We start from the raw sequence: 18557 nt of genomic DNA, 5'->3' as shown, positions 1-18557 counted from the left end.
ATGCGCCCGGACAAATCCTTCCAGGGATTGCTGCTGACCTTGCAGCGCTTCTGGGCGGACCAGGGCTGCGTGATCCTCCAGCCCTATGACATGGAGGTGGGAGCGGGCACCTTCCATCCGGCGACCACGCTGCGCGCGCTCGGCCCGCGTCATTGGAAGGCGGCCTATGTGCAGCCTTCGCGGCGGCCCAAGGATGGGCGCTATGGCGAGAACCCCAACCGGCTCCAGCATTATTACCAGTTCCAGGTGATCCTGAAGCCCTCGCCCGACAACCTCCAGGACCTCTATCTCCAGTCGCTCGCCGCCATCGGCATCGATACGCGCCTGCATGACGTGCGCTTCGTGGAAGACGATTGGGAAAGCCCGACGCTCGGCGCCTGGGGCTTGGGCTGGGAATGCTGGTGCGACGGGATGGAAGTGTCCCAGTTCACCTATTTCCAGCAGGTGGCCGGCTTTGAGTGCGCGCCGGTGGCGGGCGAGCTGACCTACGGCCTGGAACGCCTCGCCATGTATGTGCAGGGCGTGGAGAACGTCTACGACCTGAACTTCAACGGCCGCGACGGCGCCGAGCGCGTGAGCTACGGGGACGTCTTCAAGCAGGCCGAGCAGGAATATTCGCGGCACAATTTCGAGCATGCGGACACCGACATGCTGCTGGAACAGTTCCGCATGGCGGAGGGCGCCTGCACCCGCTATCTCGCCGCCGGCGATGCGGGGGAGCGCCATCTCATGGTGCTGCCCGCCTATGACCAGTGCATCAAGGCATCCCACGTCTTCAACCTGCTGGATGCGCGCGGCGTGATCTCGGTGACCGAGCGGCAGAGCTACATCCTGCGGGTGCGCGAGCTGGCCAAGGCGTGCGGAGCCGCGTGGCTGAAGACGGAGGCGGGAGGCGCGGCGTGACCGCGCTCGCCGAAACGGTTGCGCATCCAGCCCCCATCGCCCCCCGCATGATTGCGGCGGGCGCGCTGGGCAATCTGCTGGAATGGTATGACTTCGCCGCCTACGGCTTTCTCGCGAGCATATTCGCGCAGAATTTCTTTCCCGGTTCGAGCCCGTTCATCGGGCTGATCTCGGCGTTCGGCATCTTCGCCGCGTCCTTCCTGATGCGCCCGCTGGGAGCGGTCATCTTCGGCCACATGGGCGACCGCTACGGCCGCCGCCGCGCGCTGTATGTGTCGGCGGGCATGATGACCGTCTCCACGGTCGCCATCGGCCTGCTGCCCACCTACGCCCATATCGGCGCGCTCGCCCCGGTTCTGCTGCTCATCCTGAGGTTGCTCCAGGGCGTCTCCATCGGCGGGGAATACACCACCGCCGCCATCTTCCTCGGCGAGAACACCCATCCCCGGCGGCGCGGCTTCGTCACCTCCTTCGCAGCCATGGGCGCCACGGGCGGCACGCTTCTGGGCTCGGCCGTGGGGGCGCTCACCGCTTCGCTGCTCACCAGCGAGCAATTGGTGGAATGGGGCTGGCGCCTGCCGTTCCTGGCGGGCGTGGTGCTGGGCGGGTTCACGCTGTTCCTGCGGGGCGGCATGGGCGAGGAGCCCGGCCATGTGGCCCCATCCCACGGGGAGGCGCCTTTGGTGGAGGCGTTCCGGGTGGAGTGGCGCAACATCCTGCGCGCCATCGCGCTCAATGCGATGCTGGGCGCGGGCTTCTATCTCGTCTTCGTCTATCTGACGACCTACATGCACCAGGTGGACGGCCTGACGGAACGGCAGGCGCTGCAGATCAATACGCTGAGCATGATGGTGCTCCTGGTCTGCGTTTTCCTCTTCTCCACGCTGACCGACTATGTGGGGCGCAAGGTGGTGGTGGTGACGGGCCTCCTGGGCCTGCTGCTCTTCTCCTGGCCGCTGTTCCTGCTCCTCTCCAGCGGAAACGCTTTCCAGGCGCAGTTGGGGCAGATCGGCTTCGCGGTGCTGATCGCGGCCTATGCCGGGCCCATGCCCATTATGCTGGTGGAAATGTTCGAGCAGCGAACGCGCTGCTCGGCCTTGTCGGTCAGCTACAATCTGTCCATGGGCATTGCGGGCGGCACGGCGCCCATGGTGGCGGTCTATCTGGTGAACCGCACCCATGACGACATGGCGCCCTCCTATTACCTCATGGTGCTCGCGGCCATCTCGCTTGCCGCCGCGCTCACCGTGAAGGACCGCACAGGCAGGGCGCTCGGCTGAGCGCACTCGACGGGGCGGTTGAAACCCTCTAGAGCCAAATCCCACCCTCGACCCTGGAAGCCGGTGCCCCACCGGACGAGACAATGCCCGATCTGCTCCTTGAACTGTTCAGCGAAGAAATTCCGGCCCGTATGCAGGCGCAGGCGGCCGAGACCCTCCGCAAGCTCGTGACGGATGCGCTGGTGGAGCGGGGCCTCCTGTATGAAGGGGCGAAGGCGTTCGTCACGCCGCGCCGCCTCGCGCTCGCCGTGCACGGCCTGCCGGGCCGCCAGAGCGACACCCGCGAGGAGCGCAAGGGGCCGCGCGTGGGGGCGCCCGAGGGTGCCGTGCAGGGCTTCCTGAAGAGCGCGGGCCTGACCTCCCTCGATCAGGCGACCATCCAGTCCGACCCGAAGAAGGGCGACTTCTACGTGGCGGTGATCGAGCGGCCTGGCCGCGCCACCACCGAGGTGATCGCCGAGATCGTGCCGCAGATCGTGCGGACCTTTCCCTGGCCGAAATCCATGCGCTGGGGCACGGGAACGATGCGCTGGGTGCGCCCGCTCCATTCCATCGTCTGCACCTTCGGCACCGAGGTGGAGGACCCGGAAGTGGTCCGCTTCGAGGTGGAGGGCATCGTCTCCTCCAATGTCACGAGCGGGCATCGCTTCCTGGCGCCGGAGACGTTTGAGGTGCGCCGCCTGGATGACTGGATGGCCAAGCTCGAAGCCGCGAAGGTGATCGTGGACCGCGAGCGCCGCAAGTCCATCATCATGGCCGATGCGCGCAACCTCGCGCTGGTCCATGGGCTGGAGCTGGTGGAAGACGAGGGGCTGCTGGAGGAAGTGTCCGGCCTCGTGGAATGGCCGGTTGCTCTCATGGGCAGCTTCGATGAAGCCTTCCTCGACATTCCCGACGAGGTGATCCGCGCCACCATCCGCGCGAACCAGAAATGCTTCGTGCTGAAGGACCCCCGCACCGGGCGGCTCGCCAACCGCTTCATCCTCGTGTCCAACCTTGCCGCCAGCGATGACGGCGTGGCCATCGTCGCGGGCAACGGGCGGGTCATCCGGGCGCGCCTGTCGGACGCCAAGTTCTTCTGGGATACCGACCGCAAGACGCGCCTTGAGGAGCGGCTCGGCAAGTTCGAGCAGATCACCTTCCACGAGAAGATCGGCTCCCAGGCGGAGCGGATCGCCCGCATCGCGACGCTGGCGCGGGCCATCGCCCCGTCCGTCGGCGCGGACCCGGATGCGGCCGAGCTGGCCGGTCGCCTCGTGAAGGCGGATCTGCTCACCGAGGTGGTGGGCGAGTTCCCGGAATTGCAGGGCCTGATGGGCCGCTATTACGCGCAGGGCGAGGGCCTTCCGGCCGAGATCGCCACCGCCTGCGAGGACCATTACAAGCCGCAGGGCCCGTCCGACCGTGTGCCCTCCGCGCCGGTCTCCGTGGCCGTGGCGCTGGCGGACAAGATCGACACGCTGGTGGGCTTCTGGGCCATCGACGAGAAGCCCACGGGCTCCAAGGATCCCTATGCGCTGCGCCGCGCGGCGCTGGGCGTCGTCCGCATCATCCTCGACAACAAGCTGCGCCTGCCGCTGCGCCCGCTTCTGGTGTCCGCCGCGCGGCCGCTGCTGGGCGAGGGGCATTTCGAGGCCCATCCCCACGATGTGTTCCGGCTGGAATCGCTTGCGGACAAGGTGGTGAGCGAACTGCTGCGCAATCTCGCCCGCCGCCTGCTCCAGGCGGATCCGAACGCCGCTCCCGAGGACGTCGCCCGGGTAGAGGGCGCCTCCATGTCCGGCGATCTGGCGGATGATCTCATCGCCTTCTTCGCTGAGCGCCTGAAGGTGCATGTGCGCGAGCGCGGCGCCCGGCACGATCTGGTGGACGCGGTGTTCGCCCTGCCGGAGCAGGACGACCTGCTCATGATCGTCGCCCGCGTGGATGCGCTCCAGCGCTTCCTGGAGACCGAGGACGGCCGCACCCTGCTCGCGGGCTACCGGCGCGCGGTGAACATCCTGCGGATCGAGGAGAAGAAGGACGGCGCGCGCTATGAGGGGCCGGCCGACGCCGCCCTTCTGGCCGAGCCCGCCGAGCAGCGCCTCGCGGAGGCCATCGAGACCGTGAAGGCGGAAGCTGCCCGCGCGGTGGCCGAGGAGCATTTCCAGGGTGCCATGGCGGCCCTTGCCCAGCTCCGCGCGCCCGTGGACGCCTTCTTCGAGGCCGTGACGGTCAACGCCTCCGACAGTGCCCTGCGGGTCAACCGCCTGCGCCTGCTGGACGAGATTCGCGCTGCGACCCGCGCCATCGCAGACTTCGACCGCATCGAAGGCTGACGCCGACAGCACTCGGTCCCGAAGGGGGCCGGGTGGCATTGTCGAAGCCCCGCAAGGGCTTGGGCAAAAGCTCATGGGGCAAGCGCGAGCCTGGGTTTAAGTCCCTCGGATCGAGTCTCGGCAGGGGCGTCCATCTGCTCCCGGAGGGCTCCGCCGTGTCCATCCAAGCAAGACAGGCCGCCTTAATGGCCGGTCCACGCGCTCTCCCCGGCGGAACGGGCGGATGCCCCTCATCGGGCGCTCTTTTTTGACCTTGTAGTCTTTTTGTTTTGTCTTGGGTCCCGGCTTGTATTCGGTGGAGTTGTATCCACGCTGTATTTGATTGTATTGTGTTTTTACCGTTATTTAATTCAAGTTTTACGGGCTTTTAAGACAAGTAAATAACATGTTTTATTTGGTCTTTAGGGAAATGTTCATTGGCCGCGCTCATGCTCACCCTGGGTTGGGTAGAGTAATTGGGTGAGCGTAACAATGACCGATGCGTATCGGCCGCGTGTGAAATACGTCATAGGCCCTGATGGCAGTCCCCTGACTGTCGCGGACCTGCCGCCGCCTGACACCCGTCGCTGGGTGATCAGGCGAAAGGCAGAGGTCGTCGCGGCGGTGCGAGGGGGGCTCATCAGCTTGGAGGAGGCGTGCAAGCGCTACACTCTGACGGTGGATGAGTTCCTGTCCTGGCAGGCCTCCATCGACCGTCACGGCCTACCGGGACTGCGGACCACCCGGATCCAGCACTACCGTCAGTGACGCGGCGGCCGCCGCGCGCTGCACGAAGTCAGCCAGCCGGCGGCCTCCCTCCTCGGGCGTCCCCACATTCTCGATTTCGAGGTCCGGCGCGATATCCAGCGCAGGGGCCCGCGAGAGTCGCTCCAGAATGTCCGCCTCGCTTTCGCGGCCCCGTGCCGCAAGGCGACGTGCGCGCACAGCGGGGGGCGCCGTGACATGCACCACCAGCACATGTGAGAACCGTCTGCGGGCCACCGGCAGGGCGGCGCGCGAGCCGTTGGCGATGACCGTCTCGCCCCGCGCAAGCTGGCGCCCCACGTCCTCGTCCAGGGCATAAGAGAGCCCATGGGCATCCCAGGAGAGCGGGAAACCGGCCCGGCGGGCCTCGAACTCCGTGCGCGAAAGCGTGCCATGAGCCTCGCCCGCGCCCGGTTCGCGCGTCACCAGCCGGCGGGCCACATGGATGTCGGATCGGTCGGCCAGTATGGCGCGTGCGCTGTCGATCAGCGTGTCCTTGCCGGCGCCGGACGGCCCGACGACGAGGATGAGGGCTCCCGGCCCGAACGGAGGGCTCATGCGACGCGCTGTCCCTCGCGCCAGACCGCCTTCACCACCGGATGTCCACCGGCCACGGCCACCCGCACGAGGTCGGCCCGCAGGCCGGGCGCGATCTCGCCCCGGTCGTCGAGCCCCGCCGCCCGCGCGGGCGTGCGGCTGACCATGGCGACCGCCTGGGGCAGCGAGATGAGCGGGGAGCGCGCCGGAAGGTCGAACGCGGCCCAGAGCAGGCTGGAGGGCACATAGTCGGAAGACAGGATGTCCAGCAGCCCGGCTTCCGCGAGGGATTGCGCGGAGACGTTGCCGGTGTGGGAGCCGCCGCGCACGAGATTGGGCGCGCCCATCAGCACCCGGATCCCGGCGCCGTGGGAGAGGCGCGCGGCTTCCTCCGTGGTGGGGAATTCCGCGATGGCCACCTTGTCGGAGATGGCCTCCTCCACATGGTCGCGCGTGCCATCGTCATGGCTCGCCAGCACGATGCCCCGCGCCTGGGCGGCGGCCACCAATTTGGCGCGGTTGGTGCGGGCATGGCGCGCATGGGCGGCGAGGCGATCCGTGACGATGATGTCCACTTCCTGCTCCGAGATGCCGCTCTTCTTCATGTAATAGGCGCGGAACTGGTCCACGCTCAAGAACTGGCGCTGGCCGGGCGTGTGGTCCATGAGGGAGACGAGATGGATGTCATGGCGGTCCATCAGCGCCTCGGCATCCTCGGCCACCGTGTCCGTCGCCACTTCGCAGCGCAGATGGATGAGGTGTTCGGCCCGCAGCGCGTCGGCCTTGCGGGCGTCCGCGAGCGCATCGGCGAGGAGCGGAGCGTCGCCATCCATGCCCATGGCCCTCTTGTCCGGCCACACGCGCAGGGAATCGAACACCGTGGTGATGCCGGATGCCGCCACCTGGGCGTCATGGGCGAGCACCGCCGCGAACGGGTTCCAGCGCACCTTGGGGCGCGGCGCCAGATGGCCATCCACATGGTCCGTATGCAGTTCCACGAGGCCCGGCAGCAGATAGTCCCCGCCGAAATCCTCCGCGCTCGGCGGCACGCTGCCGGTGTCGATCTCCACGATCCGCCCGTTGCGCACCCGCACATGGCCGCTCACGATCCGGTCGGCCAGGACGATCCGGGCATTGGCAAGCAGGGTTTCGCCGGTGGTCATTGGGAAGCTCCGAAGCGTGTGACATCGATGACCCGGTCCGCCACCGCCGTGCGGACCGCTGCATCGTGGAAAATGCCGAGAATGGCCGTGCCCTCGGCCTTCTTGCCCGCGATCAATTCGACCACGGCGGCCGAATTGGCGGCATCCAGGGAGGCGGTGGGCTCGTCCAGCAGCAGGAGGTCGCGCGGGGCGATGAAGCCGCGCGCGATATTCACCCGCTGCTGCTCGCCGCCGGAAAAGGTGGCGGGTGGCAGCGACCAAAGCCGTTCCGGCAGGTTCAGCCGCGCGAGCAGGTCGCGGGCGCGCCCGGCAGCGGCCTCGGGGCTCGCGCCATCAAGCCGCAGAGGCTCGGCCACCACGTCGAGGGTGGAAACGCGCGGGATCACGCGCAGGAACTGGCTGACATAGCCGATGCGCTCGCGGCGCAGCTTGAGGATGCGGCGCGGCGCGGCGCGGGCGATATCCACGCGCTCCGGCCCGTCCGTCACCAGGATGGCGCCCGCATCCACCCGGTAATTCCCATACACCATCTTCAGCAGCGAGCTCTTGCCCGCGCCCGAGGGGCCGCCCAAAGCGACGCATTCCCCGGCCGCCACCGAAAAGTCCGCCCCGCTCACCACCGGCAGGCGCAGCCCGTCCCGCAGATGCAGGGTGAAGGCCTTGCTGAGGCCGGTGACGGCGAGGACAGCAGGCGAGGGGGAGGAGGGGGTGAGGTAGGTCATGCGGCGAGCACCGAGGCCACGAGAAGCTGGGTATAGGGCTCCTGCGGATCGTCCAGCACCTGGTCCGTCAGGCCCGCCTCGATCACGCGGCCGTGGCGCATCACCATGATGCGGTGGGAGAGGAGCCGCGCCACCGCGAGATCATGGGTGACGATGATGACCGCCGCCCCGAGGTCCGACACGAGCGAGCGGATGAGGTCCAGAAGCCGCGCCTGCACGGAGACATCCAGCCCGCCCGTGGGCTCGTCCATGAAGACGAGGCGGGGGCGGGTGACAAGGTTGCGGGCGATCTGGAGGCGCTGGCGCATGCCGCCGGAAAAGGCGCGCGGGTCGTCATCGATGCGGTCTGCGGCGATTTCCACCCGGTCGAGCCAGGAGGTGGCCTCCGCGCGGATATCCCCGTAATTGCGCCAGCCGACCGCCATGAGGCGCTCGCCCACATTGCCGCCCGCCGACACCGCCATGCGCAGGCCCTGCTCGGCATTCTGCCGCACGAAGCCCCATTGGGTGCGCAGCAACAGGCGCCGTTCCGCCTCGCTGAGCGCCGACAGGTCGCGCAGCCCGTTGTCCATGCGGTAGAGCACCCTGCCGGACGTGGGGGCAAGCTCCGTGGAAAGCAGCGAGAGAAGGGTGGACTTGCCGGACCCGGATTCGCCCACCACCGCCAGCACTTCGCCGGGATAGACCTCCAAATCCACATCCGTGCAGCCGATGCGCGCGCCATAGAGGCGGGAGAGGCCTTCCGCCACGAGGAGGGGCGCCTCGTCGGAGAGGGGCGCTGCCATGCCGGTCTCCATCATGGTTTTCCCTTTCCGGGCGGCGGCGCGCCGAGGGGACCCACATGGCCGTCCGCCCTGCGGCTCTCGCAATGGTCGGTGTCCGAGCACACGAACATGCGCCCACCCCGGTCATCCAGGATCACCTCGTCCAGATAGACATCCTGCGCCCCGCAGAGCGCACACGGCTTGTCGAAGCGCTGCACCTCGAAGGGATGGTCCTCGAAATCCAGCGAGACCACCCGCGTGTGGGGCGGGATGGCATAGATGCGCTGCTCGCGCCCCGCGCCGAACAATTGCAGGGCCGGGCAGTCGTCCATCTTGGGATTGTCGAACTTGGGGATGGGCGAGGGGTCCATGACATAGCGCCCGGCCACCGCCACCGGATAGGCATAGGTGGTGGCGATATGGCCGTGGCGGGAAATGTCCTCATAGAGCTTCACATGCATCAAGCCGTAATCGGCGAGGCCGTGCAGCTTGCGGGTCTCGGTCTCGCGCGGCTCCAGGAAGCGCAGGGGCTCGGGAATGGGCACCTGATAGACCAGCACCTGCCCGGCCGTGAGCGCGGTCTCGGGGATGCGGTGGCGGGTCTGGATGACCGTCGCCTCCTGCGTGCGCGTGGTGGTGGCGACGCCCGCCGTGGCCTTGAAGAAGCCGCGGATCGCCACCGCATTGGTGGTGTCGTCGGAGCCCTGGTCGATGACCTTGAGCACGTCGTCGGCCCCGAGGATGGCCGCCGTCACCTGCACGCCCCCGGTGCCCCAGCCATAGGGCATGGGCATTTCGCGGCTGGCGAACGGCACCTGATAGCCGGGAATGGCGATGGCCTTCAGGATGGCGCGGCGGATCATCCGCTTCGTCTGCTCGTCCAGATAGGCGAAATTGTAGGTAATGGCAGGCATGACGGTCATGGCGTCGCCTCCGCTGCCTCGGTGGGTTCGTCCTGCGGTTCGCTGTCGCCGCGCGCCGCGTGCTCCGCCCGAAGGCGCCGCACCAGGTCCAGTTCCGCCTGGAAATCCACGTAATGGGGCAGCTTCAGATGCTCCACGAAGCCGGTCGCCTGCACATTGTCCGAATGGGACAGCACGAACTCGGCATCCTGGGCGGGCGCGGTCTTCTCCTCGCCCAGTTCCTGCCAGCGCAGGGCGCGATCCACCAGGGCCATGGACATGGCCTTGCGTTCCGACTGGCCGAAGACGAGGCCGTAGCCGCGCGTGAATTGCGGCGGAACCTCCGCACTGCCCTGGAATTGGTTCACCATCTGGCATTCGGTCAAGGTGATCTCGCCGAGCGGAACGGCGAAGCCCAGTTCCTCGGCGAACAATTCCACCTGCACCGCGCCCATGCGGATCTCGCCCACGAAGGGATGGGTGCGCGCATAGCCGCGCTGGGTGGAATAGCCCAGCGCCAGCAGGAAGCCTTCATCGCCCCGCGCCAGATTCTGCAGGCGCGTTTCCCGCTCGGCCGGGAAGGCGAGGGGCGCGCGCGTCAGATCGGGCGGTTCCGCGCCCGTGTCGGGGGGCGATGGCTCGATGAGGCCCTCGTCGCCCAGAAGATCCACCACACGGGGCGGCGGCGCGCTGGGCTCCTGCACGGCTGCGCGGGCCTGCGCGGCTTTGGCCTGTGCGCTCTTTTTCGGTGCGGGCGCGGGCTTGCGGGGCTCCGCCTCCGTCGCGAGCGAAGGGTCGAGGAGGCGGTGCGTATAGTCGAAGGTGGGGCCGAGCACCTGTCCGCCGGGAATGTCCTTGAAGGTGGCCGACACACGCCGTCGCACCCGCATGGTGCCGGTGTCCACGGGCAGAGTCGCGCCGAAGCGCGGCAGGGTGGTGCGCAGGGCGCGCAGCAGGAAGATGGCCTCGATGGCATCGCCCCGCGCCTGCTTCAGCGCCAGCGCCGCAAGGTCGCGGTCATAGAGGCTGCCCTCCGCCATCACCCGGTCCACGGCCAAAGAGAGCTGCTCGCGGATCTGGTCGATGCCGATTTCCGGCACCTCCGGATCGCCGCGCCGTGTCTGCGCCAGCAAATCATGGGCGTTGCGGATGGCGCGCTCGCCGCCTTTGACGGCCACATACATGGCTAGGCCTCCTCCCGCACGCGAACGGATCGCGGCAAGGCGAGGATCGCCCCCGGTGCCGCGAGCACGAGATCGATTCCCAAGGGAAACAGCGCCCGGTTTTCAGCGAGCCGCTGTGTCATGTCGGCGGGCAAGGGGGTGGCGCCGAAGCCCACGGGGGCGGGCAGGCCGGGTCCCTCCACCTGGAAGGGACCGTCCGTGAAGGACGAAACGGCGACCAGCAGCGTCGTGGAGCGGTCGGGATAGTCCGGCTCGCCTTGGGCGAAGCGGGAGAAGGCGGGCAGGGCGCTTCCGTCCGCGATAAGCGCGAACTGCGCCGCCTCAGGCTCGGTGACCAGACGGGCGGAGGTGTGGAACCGCAGGAAATCCACGACGGCCGCCTCGCCCGCCAGAGCCGGGTCGAGCCATACTGTGGTCTCGTAATCCAACACGGTGAGGGCGAGGGCCGCCAGTTCGGGCGTCAGCGGTGCGGGGGGCGAAAGGCGGGCCTCTAGCGCGCGCGGGACACCGGGACGGGCCATGGCATACATGAGCGCGCGGAACGCCGTCTGGGAGTCACGGGCCGGATCGTTGAAACCGCGCGCCAGGGACGCCTGGGCCTGGGATATGTCGCTCATCAATCCTCTCCCCGTACCAGGGTGAAGAATTCCACGCGCGTTGCGTCCGTGCTGGCCGCCTCCACCTCCCGCAGCGCGGTCAGCCGGGTCTGCACCGGCGCAAGCGCTTCCTCCACGGCGGGCCGGGCCGCCGTGTCCTGCCAGAGCGCATCGATGAGCGCCGCCGCGCGAGCCCGCTCCGGGTCACGTCCGAGAAGGTAGGAAACGCCGATAATGGCATTCAGCCGCACCGCCGCGCGGGTGATCGTGGCTTCGCCGAGATTGAAGGGAGAGCCGTCGCCGCCGATGCGCCCGCGCACCATGCACAAGCCTACTTCCGCGGGCCGCACGTCTTCCACACGCGGCAGAGGCGCGAACCGCTCGATGACCGCATCGAGTTCCGACTGCGACGCCTGGGCAAGCAGGGCCATCAGGTCCTGCCGGGGGCTGGTCGTCTGCGGCTCCGTCGCCATGTCAAAATCCCCTGTCCCTGGGTCATTCTGGGCGGGCAGAGGACCCATAGCCTGCTGGACAATATTTGTATAGCAAATTATACAAATGAGCGGACAGCGACGTCGCTTGGTTCTGAGGGAGCGAGGAGACTATGGATGCCTTCGATCACGCCTCCATGACGGACCCGGCCCAAGAGGACGTGACGCGCGGCAGCGGTGTCGCTTTGTGGAAGCAGATCGCCGCGCGCCTGGAATGGCAGATCGGCTCGGGCGTCTATGCGCCGGGCGCCCAGCTTCCCGTGGAATCCGACCTGTCCGCCAAGTTCGGCGTGAACCGCCACACGGTACGGCGCGCCTTGGCGGTGCTGGCGGAAAAGGGCCTGCTGGAGGCGACGGCCGGGCGGGGCACCTTCGTGAAGGAGGCGCCGCTGCGCTATCCCATCGGCGCCCGCACGCGATTCAGCGAGATCGTGTCCGCTGGTGGCCGCGAGCCTTTCGGGCGGTGCCTTGGCTCCGCGGTGGAGGAGGCGCATGGCGAGATGGCGCGCGAACTGATGCTCGCGGAGGGCGCCGCCGTGCTGCGCATCGACACCATCCACGAGGCGGACGGCGTGCCCATCTCCTTCGGCCGGTCCTATTTCCCGGAGGCGCGTTGCCGCGACCTTGATCTGATCTACAGCGCCACCGGCTCCCTCACGCGCGCGCTGGCCACTTTGGGCATCCAGGATTATCGCCGCCGCGAGACGCGCATCACCGGGCGCGCCGCCAATGAGCTGGAGCAGGACCGCCTGTCTCTGGCCCCCGGCCGCACCGTTCTGGTGCTGGAGCGGCTGGACGTGGAGGTGAACGGCACGCCGCTGCAATGGGGACGCTCCAGCTTCGCGGCCGATCGCGTTCAACTGGTGATCAAGCCATGAGCCGGGTGGATACAGCGGAAGCGCTCCGGAGCCTCTATGACCAGCCGAAGGGGCGCTCGGTCGCCAAGGAACTGACCTGGCTCGATCCCCACTGCCGCCGCTTCATCGCGCTGAGCCCGTTCGTGTTGCTGGCGACGTGTGACATTGCGGGACATGCCGACGTGTCGCCGCGCGGGGATCATGCGGGCTTCGTGGCCGTGGAGGATGACCGCACGCTTCTGCTGCCGGACCGGCCCGGCAACAACCGGCTCGACAGTCTGGAAAACATCATCGCCAACCCCGCTGTCGGGCTGCTCTTCCTCATTCCCGGCATCGACGAGACGCTGCGGGTGAACGGCCAAGGCGAAATCCGCGCCGATGCGGACCTGACCGCGCGCTTCGCCATCGGCGGGCGGCAACCCACGACGGTTCTGCGGGTGCGGGTGGAGCAGGCCTATCTTCACTGCGCGAAAGCCTTCATGCGCTCGCGCCTGTGGGATCCGGACGCCCGCTTGCCGCGCACGACGCTGCCCAGCATGGGCGAGATGCTGAAGGACCAGATCGGTCTCCAGGGACCGGCGGAAACGCAGGCGGAAATGCTGACCCGCTATCGCGACCTGCTTTACTGAAGGTCCGCGCGCCAGGCTTTCAGAAGGCCACCGGCCGCCGCCCGATGATGGCGAAGCGCAGGCGCGAGGAGATGAAGTCGATCACCGCCACCATGAGCAGCATCATGAGGACGAGGAAGCTCACCTTCTGCCATTCCAGGATGCGGATCTGCTCGGCCAGATGCAGTCCGAGGCCGCCCGCACCCACGATGCCCACGATGGTGGACTGGCGGGAATTGGACTCGAAATAATAGAGCATCTGGCTCGCCAGCACCGGCAGCACCTGGGGCAGCAGGCCGAAGCGCACCGTGTCGGGCTTCGAGCCGCCGCAGGAGACGATGCCCTCTCCCGGCTTGCGGTCGGAGGCTTCCACCGCCTCGGAGAAGAGCTTGCCCAGTTCGCCGACGGAGGCGGTGGCGATGGCCAGGATGCCCGCGAACGGGCCGAGCCCCACCACCGTCACATAGATCAGCGCCCAGATGAGCTTGTCGATGCCGCGCAGCATGTCCAGGAAGCGCCGGACGCCGAAATGCAGCACCGGGTTCGACACGACGTTCTTCGCCGCCAGGAAGCCGAAGGGCAAAGCGAGCAGCCCGCCCGCCAGCGTGCCCAGGAAGGCGATGGACAGCGTCTCGCCCAAGGCATGCATGTAGAGCGGCAATTGCCGGCCCGGGTCGGGCGGCAGCATCAGCGTGACGAAATGGAACAGCTGCGCGATGCCGGTGCCGAGCCTGCGGGCGGAAAAATCCAGGTACCACATGCCGAAGACGGCGAAGGCTGCGAGGGCGAACAGCACGGCGAGGGCGATGAAGTGGCCGCCTCTCACGCTCAGCGCGAGGGCCGGGTGGAGGGCGAGGAGCCGGGCGCGATCCTGCGGGGAGGGGGTGAGGCGGGCGCGGTTCATCGGGACTGGTCCATGCCGATGAGAGCGTGGCGGATGCGCTCGGTGACCATGTCGATGATCATCACCGTGGCGATGATGAGCAGCAGGATGGCCGAGACGTCCGAATAATAGAATTTGCGGATCGCCTCCACGAGGTCCTGGCCGATGCCGCCCGCCCCCACGAAGCCCATGATGGCGGCCTCGCGCACATTGATTTCGAAGCGCAGCAGGCCGTAGGACGCGAAGTTGGATAGCACCTGTGGCAGCACGGCGAAGCGCACCGTCTGCGTCCAGGAGGCGCCCGCCGCCGTGGCGCCGTCCACGGGCTTCATGTCGATATTCTCGACCACTTCGGCGAACAGCTTGCCCAGCGCCCCCATGGTGTGGATGGCGAGCGCCAGCACGCCGGGCATGGCGCCGAGGCCGAAGGCCACCACAAACAGAAGCGCGAACACGATTTCCGGCACGGTGCGCAGGAATTCGAGCAGGCGCCGGGCGGACACGCGCACCAGCGTGTTGCGCATCATGTTCGCGCTGGCGAGGAAGCACAGGCAGAAGGCGCCGATGGCGCCGAACACGGTGCCGAGATAGGCGATGACCACGGTCTCGAACAGCAGCTTCAGCCAGCCGTCGAGGTTCCAGTACCATTCGGCGAGGTCCGCCCCCAGGGTCTCCCAACGCAGGACCGGCAGGATGTTCCAGAAATACAGGCCGAGGCGGTGGGCATTGGCGGCGAACACCGCGGGCCGCACCTCGCCCCCCCAGCAGGACAGCACGATGCCCACCAATATGACCGCCGCCACGATGTAGGTATGCCGCCGGCGCGCGGCCACGGCCTCGTCATAAAGGCGGGCGAGGGGCGCGATCTGCTCGGGCGGAAGCTGGACGACGGCGTGGGACAAAAGACCGGGTTTCCTCAGGTTTGAAATCGATCCCTCCCCCGCGGACGGGGGAGGGCTGGTCTTCTAGGATGCGTGTGTGAGAGGGCTCAGGAGCCCTTCTTCTTGCGCAGGTCGTCCACGAACTTGTTGAGCGCGATGATCTCGTCATAGGAGGCGTTGGTGACCGGCTCCCACACGCGCTGCTTGCCTTCATAGATCTTGTCGAAGGCGGTCTTGTCGTTCTTCTCAATGGAGAAGAAGGCATCCCGGATCTTGGTCTTCAGGTCGGCCGGAAGGCTGTCCAGGTAAGCGAGCGGGGAGTTCACGATCTGGCTGGACTTGAAGATGATGCGATAGTCCGAATACTTCGCCATCCCCTTGCGCTCCATGCGCATGAGGTTGGATTCCTGCTCGTCGTTCCACCAGTTGAAGGCGGCATCGCAGGTTCCCTGCTGCACGCCGATCACGGCATTCTCGTGCGAGCCCGCATAGACCACCTTCCCGAAGAACTGGTCGGGATTGATGCTCATCTTGCTCAGGGCGAAGCGCGGCACGTTGTTGCCGGAGGTGGAGTTGGGATCCACCAGGCAGAGGTTCTTACCCTTCAGGTCCTCAATGGACTTGTAGGGGCTGTCGGCCTTCACATAGAGCACCGAGTGATAGCCCTTGGTGCCGTCGAGATTCACCTCGATGGCGAAGGCGTCGATCTTCGCGCCAGTCATGAGGGCACGGGCGAAGGAGGACGGGCCGTAGGAGGCGATATGGATGTTGCCCGCCCGCTGGCCCTCGATCACCGCCGCATAGTCATTGGCGATGCGCAGCGTCACCTTGGTGCCGATCTGCTTGGTCAGATAGTCCATGAGGGGGGTGTAGCGCTCGGTCACGCCGGAGGCGTTCTCGGCGGGGATGATGGCGAACACCAGCTCGGGATACTGGGCCTTCCAGTCCTGCGCGCCGGCGGCGCCCGCGGACAGGGTGAGCGCCGCGGCGGCGGCGATCAGGGTACGACGGGTCAGCATGTCTCGCTCCTTCGGGGGATGCGGGGAATGGAACGCGCGAACGAACTGCGGAAAGGATCGGCGCCTTCGGCTCAGGCCGTGGCGCCCAGTGGCAAAGCGGAGAGGGCGGGGCGCTTCCTCGCCTCACTCACTTCCATCACGTCGCCCGCCTCCAGGCCGTAGAGGTCACGGGCGACATCGTCGGTGAGCGCCTCCGGCGCGCCGTCAAACACCACCTGCCCCCCCGCCATGCCCACCAGCCGGTCGCAATAGGAGCGGGCGAGGTCGAGGGAATGGAGGTTGCACAGCACGGTGATGCCGAAATGCTTGTTGATGCGCAGCAGCGCATCCATGACGATCTTGGTGTTGCGCGGGTCCAGCGAGGCGATGGGCTCGTCCGCCAGGATCAGCCCCGGCTCCTGAACCAGGGCGCGGGCGATGGCGACGCGCTGCTGCTGGCCGCCGGAGAGGCTGTCCGCCCGCTGGGAGGCCAGTTGCGCGATATCGAACTGGTCGAGCGCGGAGAGGGCCAGCGCCTTGTCCTCAAGGCTCCAGACCTTGGTGAAGGCGCGCCAGGACGGCATGGTGGAGAGCCGGCCCATGAGCACGTTGGTCAGCACGTCCAGCCGGCCAACCAGATTGAACTGCTGGAAGATCATGGCCGCCTGGGCGCGCCAGAGGCGCAGGTTGCGGCCGCGCAGGGCGGTGACGTCGTTCCCCTCGAAGCGGATGCGGCCGGAGGAGGGCTCCTGGAGGCGATTCACCATGCGCAGGAGCGTGGACTTGCCCGCGCCGGAGCGGCCGATCACGCCGACGAAGGCGCCATGTCCGATTTGAAGATCGACATTGCTGACGGCGAGCTTGTCGCCGAACCGGCATGTCAGTCCCTCGATCTCCAGCATGAAGCGGCTCCGCAGTGGCGGCAAACCCATAGAAGGGGTGCGCAACAGCGGTATGACGATTGGATGAAGCCGGTGCCGAATTATGAGGCAATAGTCGGCAAAGTGCCCCGTAAACCGTCATGAATTCTTTTGGCAGTGCATCAAGTCTTTGAAACACGGCATCTTCCGGCGGGTGCCGAGAATCGCGTCGTGTAACGGAGAACGGCGCCGGAAGATGTCTTCCGGCGCCGCTCCGATCGGCCTGTCCTTCATTGTTCTTGATATTCTACGAAGGTTCGACTGGTTGTCCGGTCCCGCTCAGATCATGCCCATCGCCACCGCGCCTATGAAGGCCATGGCAGCACCGAGCTTCAAGAGATCGAGCGCCGAACCGAAGGTCACGTTCCAAGTCCTCTCCTTGGCCGATCTTCAAGTCAAGCTTAACAAAGACGAGCGGAGAGGAAAGGAAATAAGTCATTGCATCGCATCAATAAAATCATGCGTTGCGATAGGTGTTTTGTATGCCAGGGAGATCTTCTTCTCTTTTCATCATGCCGCGCCGCACAGCGGGCGGTCAGCGCCGCGCAAGCGCCCGCTCCAGCGCGGCGGCCACCAGCAGCGCGGCGCGGTCCCGGCCGAAGCGGCCGACCACCTGGACGCCCACGGGCAGGCCCGTCTCGTCCTGAAGGCCGGGGACGTTGAGGCAGGGCGACCCCATGAGGGTCCACAGGCGGTTGAAGGCGGGCGAGCCGGTGGAGGCGAAGCCTTCGGGGGCGGCGCCGGGGGCGGAGAAGGTGAGGAGCGCGTCATAATCGGCGAACAGGTCGCCGAGCCTCTGGCGCGCCCGCTTGGCCTGCCGCCGGGCCTCGTCATAAGCGCCCACCTCGATGCGGGCCGACGCTTCCAGATGGGCCCGCAGCCCCGGCGAGAGCTGGTCCGCCGCGCGGTCATATTCGTCGGAGAGGGCAATCCAGGCCTCGAAGTCCTGGATCACGGGATGCACCGCGTCCGCCGCCTCCACCTCCTCGGGCAGGTCGATCTCGTGCACCGTGCCGCCCGCCCGCTCAAGGGCTTTCCCCGCCGCTTCCAGGGCGGCATGGGCGGCGGCGTCCGCAAGATGGCTACGCGCGGTGCGCACCAGGGCGATGCGCGGGGCGTCCGCCGTGCGCTCGCCGATGTCGAGGTCCCGCCCCGTGAGAGCGGCTGCGGCATAGGCCACATCCCGCACACGGGCGCCGAACAGGCCCATTGTGTCCAGATGCCAGGAAAAAGTCTTCATGCCGAGCGTCGGCAGGTTGCGGAAGGTGGGCTTGTAGCCGGTCACGCCGCAGAAGGCGGCGGGGCGGATCACCGAGCCGCCGGTCTGGGTACCGATGGCCAGCGGCAGCATGCCGGCCGCCACCGCTGCTGCCGAGCCGGAGGAGGAGCCACCGGGCGTATGGGTAAGCCGGCGGGGATTGCGGGTCTTGCCCGGCGCCATATGGGCGAATTCGGTGGTCACCGTCTTGCCGGGCACGATGCCGCCCATGCGGACGATCTGCCGCACGATGGGCGCGTCCGCCGCCGGGTGGTGTCCGGCATAGAGGGGCGAGCCGTAGGCGGTGGGCAGATCCCGCGTGTCGATGATGTCCTTCACGCCCACGGGCAGGCCCGCCAGTGGGGTGTCGGGCCGGGCCTTCTCCGCCGCCCGGCGCGCCGCGTCGAGATCGAGCGCGACAAAGGCGCCGATCTCCGGTTCCTGCTCGGCGATGGCCTCAGCGCACCGTTCCAGAAGCGCCGGGGCGGTGAGGCGGCCGGCTTTAAGGTCGAGGGCGAGATCGCGGGCGAACAGCATGGGACACACCG

The 18557-nt window shown here is 67.5% G+C and carries 19 protein-coding genes; 6 read left to right on the top strand and 13 right to left on the bottom strand.

Features of this window, described 5'->3' with window-relative positions; all coding sequences use genetic code 11:
* The 4 genes from EJJ38_RS08585 (at position 1) to sciP (ending at position 5248) form a co-directional block, all read left to right on the top strand.
* Positions 1–903 carry a glycine--tRNA ligase subunit alpha gene (locus EJJ38_RS08585; protein ID WP_205666152.1) on the top strand — a complete coding sequence of 301 codons (903 nt, stop codon included), beginning with the start codon at positions 1–3 and terminating at the stop codon, positions 901–903.
* Positions 900–2183: an MFS transporter gene (locus EJJ38_RS08580; protein WP_245454155.1), complete on the top strand. Its 1284-nt coding sequence runs from the start codon at positions 900–902 to the stop codon at positions 2181–2183. Before EJJ38_RS08585 ends, EJJ38_RS08580 begins: the two co-directional genes overlap by 4 nt.
* A gap of 83 nt (positions 2184–2266) precedes the next feature.
* Positions 2267–4501: a glycine--tRNA ligase subunit beta gene (gene glyS / locus EJJ38_RS08575; protein WP_127089661.1), complete on the top strand. Its 2235-nt coding sequence runs from the start codon at positions 2267–2269 to the stop codon at positions 4499–4501.
* A gap of 471 nt (positions 4502–4972) precedes the next feature.
* Positions 4973–5248, top strand: coding sequence for a CtrA inhibitor SciP (sciP, locus tag EJJ38_RS08570; RefSeq protein ID WP_127089660.1), 276 nt, complete (start codon positions 4973–4975; stop codon positions 5246–5248).
* Here sciP and phnN read toward each other — a convergent pair.
* The 8 genes from phnN to phnG are packed head-to-tail and all read right to left on the bottom strand — an operon-like array spanning position 5204 to position 11586.
* A complete protein-coding gene (gene phnN / locus EJJ38_RS08565; RefSeq protein WP_127089659.1) occupies positions 5204–5803 on the bottom strand; it encodes a phosphonate metabolism protein/1,5-bisphosphokinase (PRPP-forming) PhnN in 600 nt (199 codons plus the stop codon). The two genes, sciP and phnN, sit on opposite strands and share 45 nt — an antisense overlap.
* Positions 5800–6945, bottom strand: coding sequence for an alpha-D-ribose 1-methylphosphonate 5-triphosphate diphosphatase (locus EJJ38_RS08560; RefSeq protein ID WP_127089658.1), 1146 nt, complete (start codon positions 6943–6945; stop codon positions 5800–5802). The genes phnN and EJJ38_RS08560 overlap by 4 nt, the downstream gene beginning before the upstream one ends.
* Entirely contained in the window at positions 6942–7667 is a 726-nt protein-coding gene (phnL, locus tag EJJ38_RS08555; protein ID WP_127089657.1) for a phosphonate C-P lyase system protein PhnL, read from the bottom strand. The genes EJJ38_RS08560 and phnL overlap by 4 nt, the downstream gene beginning before the upstream one ends.
* Entirely contained in the window at positions 7664–8452 is a 789-nt protein-coding gene (gene phnK / locus EJJ38_RS08550; protein ID WP_127089656.1) for a phosphonate C-P lyase system protein PhnK, read from the bottom strand. Before phnK ends, phnL begins: the two co-directional genes overlap by 4 nt.
* 11 nt (positions 8453–8463) lie before the next feature.
* Positions 8464–9345: an alpha-D-ribose 1-methylphosphonate 5-phosphate C-P-lyase PhnJ gene (locus tag EJJ38_RS08545; protein WP_127090327.1), complete on the bottom strand. Its 882-nt coding sequence runs from the start codon at positions 9343–9345 to the stop codon at positions 8464–8466.
* 5 nt (positions 9346–9350) lie between these two features.
* Positions 9351–10517 (bottom strand): carbon-phosphorus lyase complex subunit, encoded by a 1167-nt coding sequence (locus EJJ38_RS08540; protein WP_127089655.1) that lies wholly within the window; start codon positions 10515–10517, stop codon positions 9351–9353.
* Positions 10518–10519: 2 nt separating this feature from the next.
* The gene (gene phnH, locus EJJ38_RS08535) at positions 10520–11134 is read right to left on the bottom strand and encodes a phosphonate C-P lyase system protein PhnH (protein ID WP_127089654.1); all 615 of its coding nucleotides are present in this window, start codon (positions 11132–11134) and stop codon (positions 10520–10522) included.
* Entirely contained in the window at positions 11134–11586 is a 453-nt protein-coding gene (gene phnG, locus EJJ38_RS08530; protein ID WP_127089653.1) for a phosphonate C-P lyase system protein PhnG, read from the bottom strand. Before phnG ends, phnH begins: the two co-directional genes overlap by 1 nt.
* Before the next feature lie 131 nt (positions 11587–11717).
* Between phnG and phnF the strand changes: the two genes are divergently transcribed.
* Positions 11718–12482 (top strand): phosphonate metabolism transcriptional regulator PhnF, encoded by a 765-nt coding sequence (gene phnF / locus EJJ38_RS08525; protein ID WP_127089652.1) that lies wholly within the window; start codon positions 11718–11720, stop codon positions 12480–12482.
* Complete coding sequence (locus EJJ38_RS08520; RefSeq protein WP_127089651.1) at positions 12479–13090, top strand: pyridoxamine 5'-phosphate oxidase family protein; 612 nt, start codon at positions 12479–12481, stop codon at positions 13088–13090. The genes phnF and EJJ38_RS08520 overlap by 4 nt, the downstream gene beginning before the upstream one ends.
* A 19-nt stretch (positions 13091–13109) precedes the next feature.
* On the opposite strand, the gene phnE (EJJ38_RS08515) is transcribed toward EJJ38_RS08520, so the two are convergent.
* The 5 genes from phnE (EJJ38_RS08515) to EJJ38_RS08495 form a co-directional block, all read right to left on the bottom strand.
* The gene (gene phnE, locus EJJ38_RS08515; protein ID WP_127089650.1) at positions 13110–13973 is read right to left on the bottom strand and encodes a phosphonate ABC transporter, permease protein PhnE; all 864 of its coding nucleotides are present in this window, start codon (positions 13971–13973) and stop codon (positions 13110–13112) included.
* Entirely contained in the window at positions 13970–14854 is an 885-nt protein-coding gene (gene phnE / locus EJJ38_RS08510; RefSeq protein WP_127089649.1) for a phosphonate ABC transporter, permease protein PhnE, read from the bottom strand. Before phnE (EJJ38_RS08510) ends, phnE (EJJ38_RS08515) begins: the two co-directional genes overlap by 4 nt.
* A gap of 86 nt (positions 14855–14940) precedes the next feature.
* Positions 14941–15852 (bottom strand): phosphonate ABC transporter substrate-binding protein, encoded by a 912-nt coding sequence (phnD, locus tag EJJ38_RS08505; RefSeq protein ID WP_127089648.1) that lies wholly within the window; start codon positions 15850–15852, stop codon positions 14941–14943.
* Between the two features lie 71 nt (positions 15853–15923).
* Positions 15924–16733 carry a phosphonate ABC transporter ATP-binding protein gene (phnC, locus tag EJJ38_RS08500; RefSeq protein ID WP_127089647.1) on the bottom strand — a complete coding sequence of 270 codons (810 nt, stop codon included), beginning with the start codon at positions 16731–16733 and terminating at the stop codon, positions 15924–15926.
* Positions 16734–17286: 553 nt separating this feature from the next.
* Positions 17287–18546, bottom strand: coding sequence for an amidase (locus EJJ38_RS08495; protein ID WP_127089646.1), 1260 nt, complete (start codon positions 18544–18546; stop codon positions 17287–17289).
* Positions 18547–18557: the final 11 nt, after the last annotated feature.

The organism is Aquabacter cavernae (assembly GCF_003993795.1).
Taxonomy (GTDB): Bacteria; Pseudomonadota; Alphaproteobacteria; order Rhizobiales; family Xanthobacteraceae; genus Aquabacter; species Aquabacter cavernae.
This window is presented reverse-complemented; position numbering and strand designations above follow the sequence as displayed.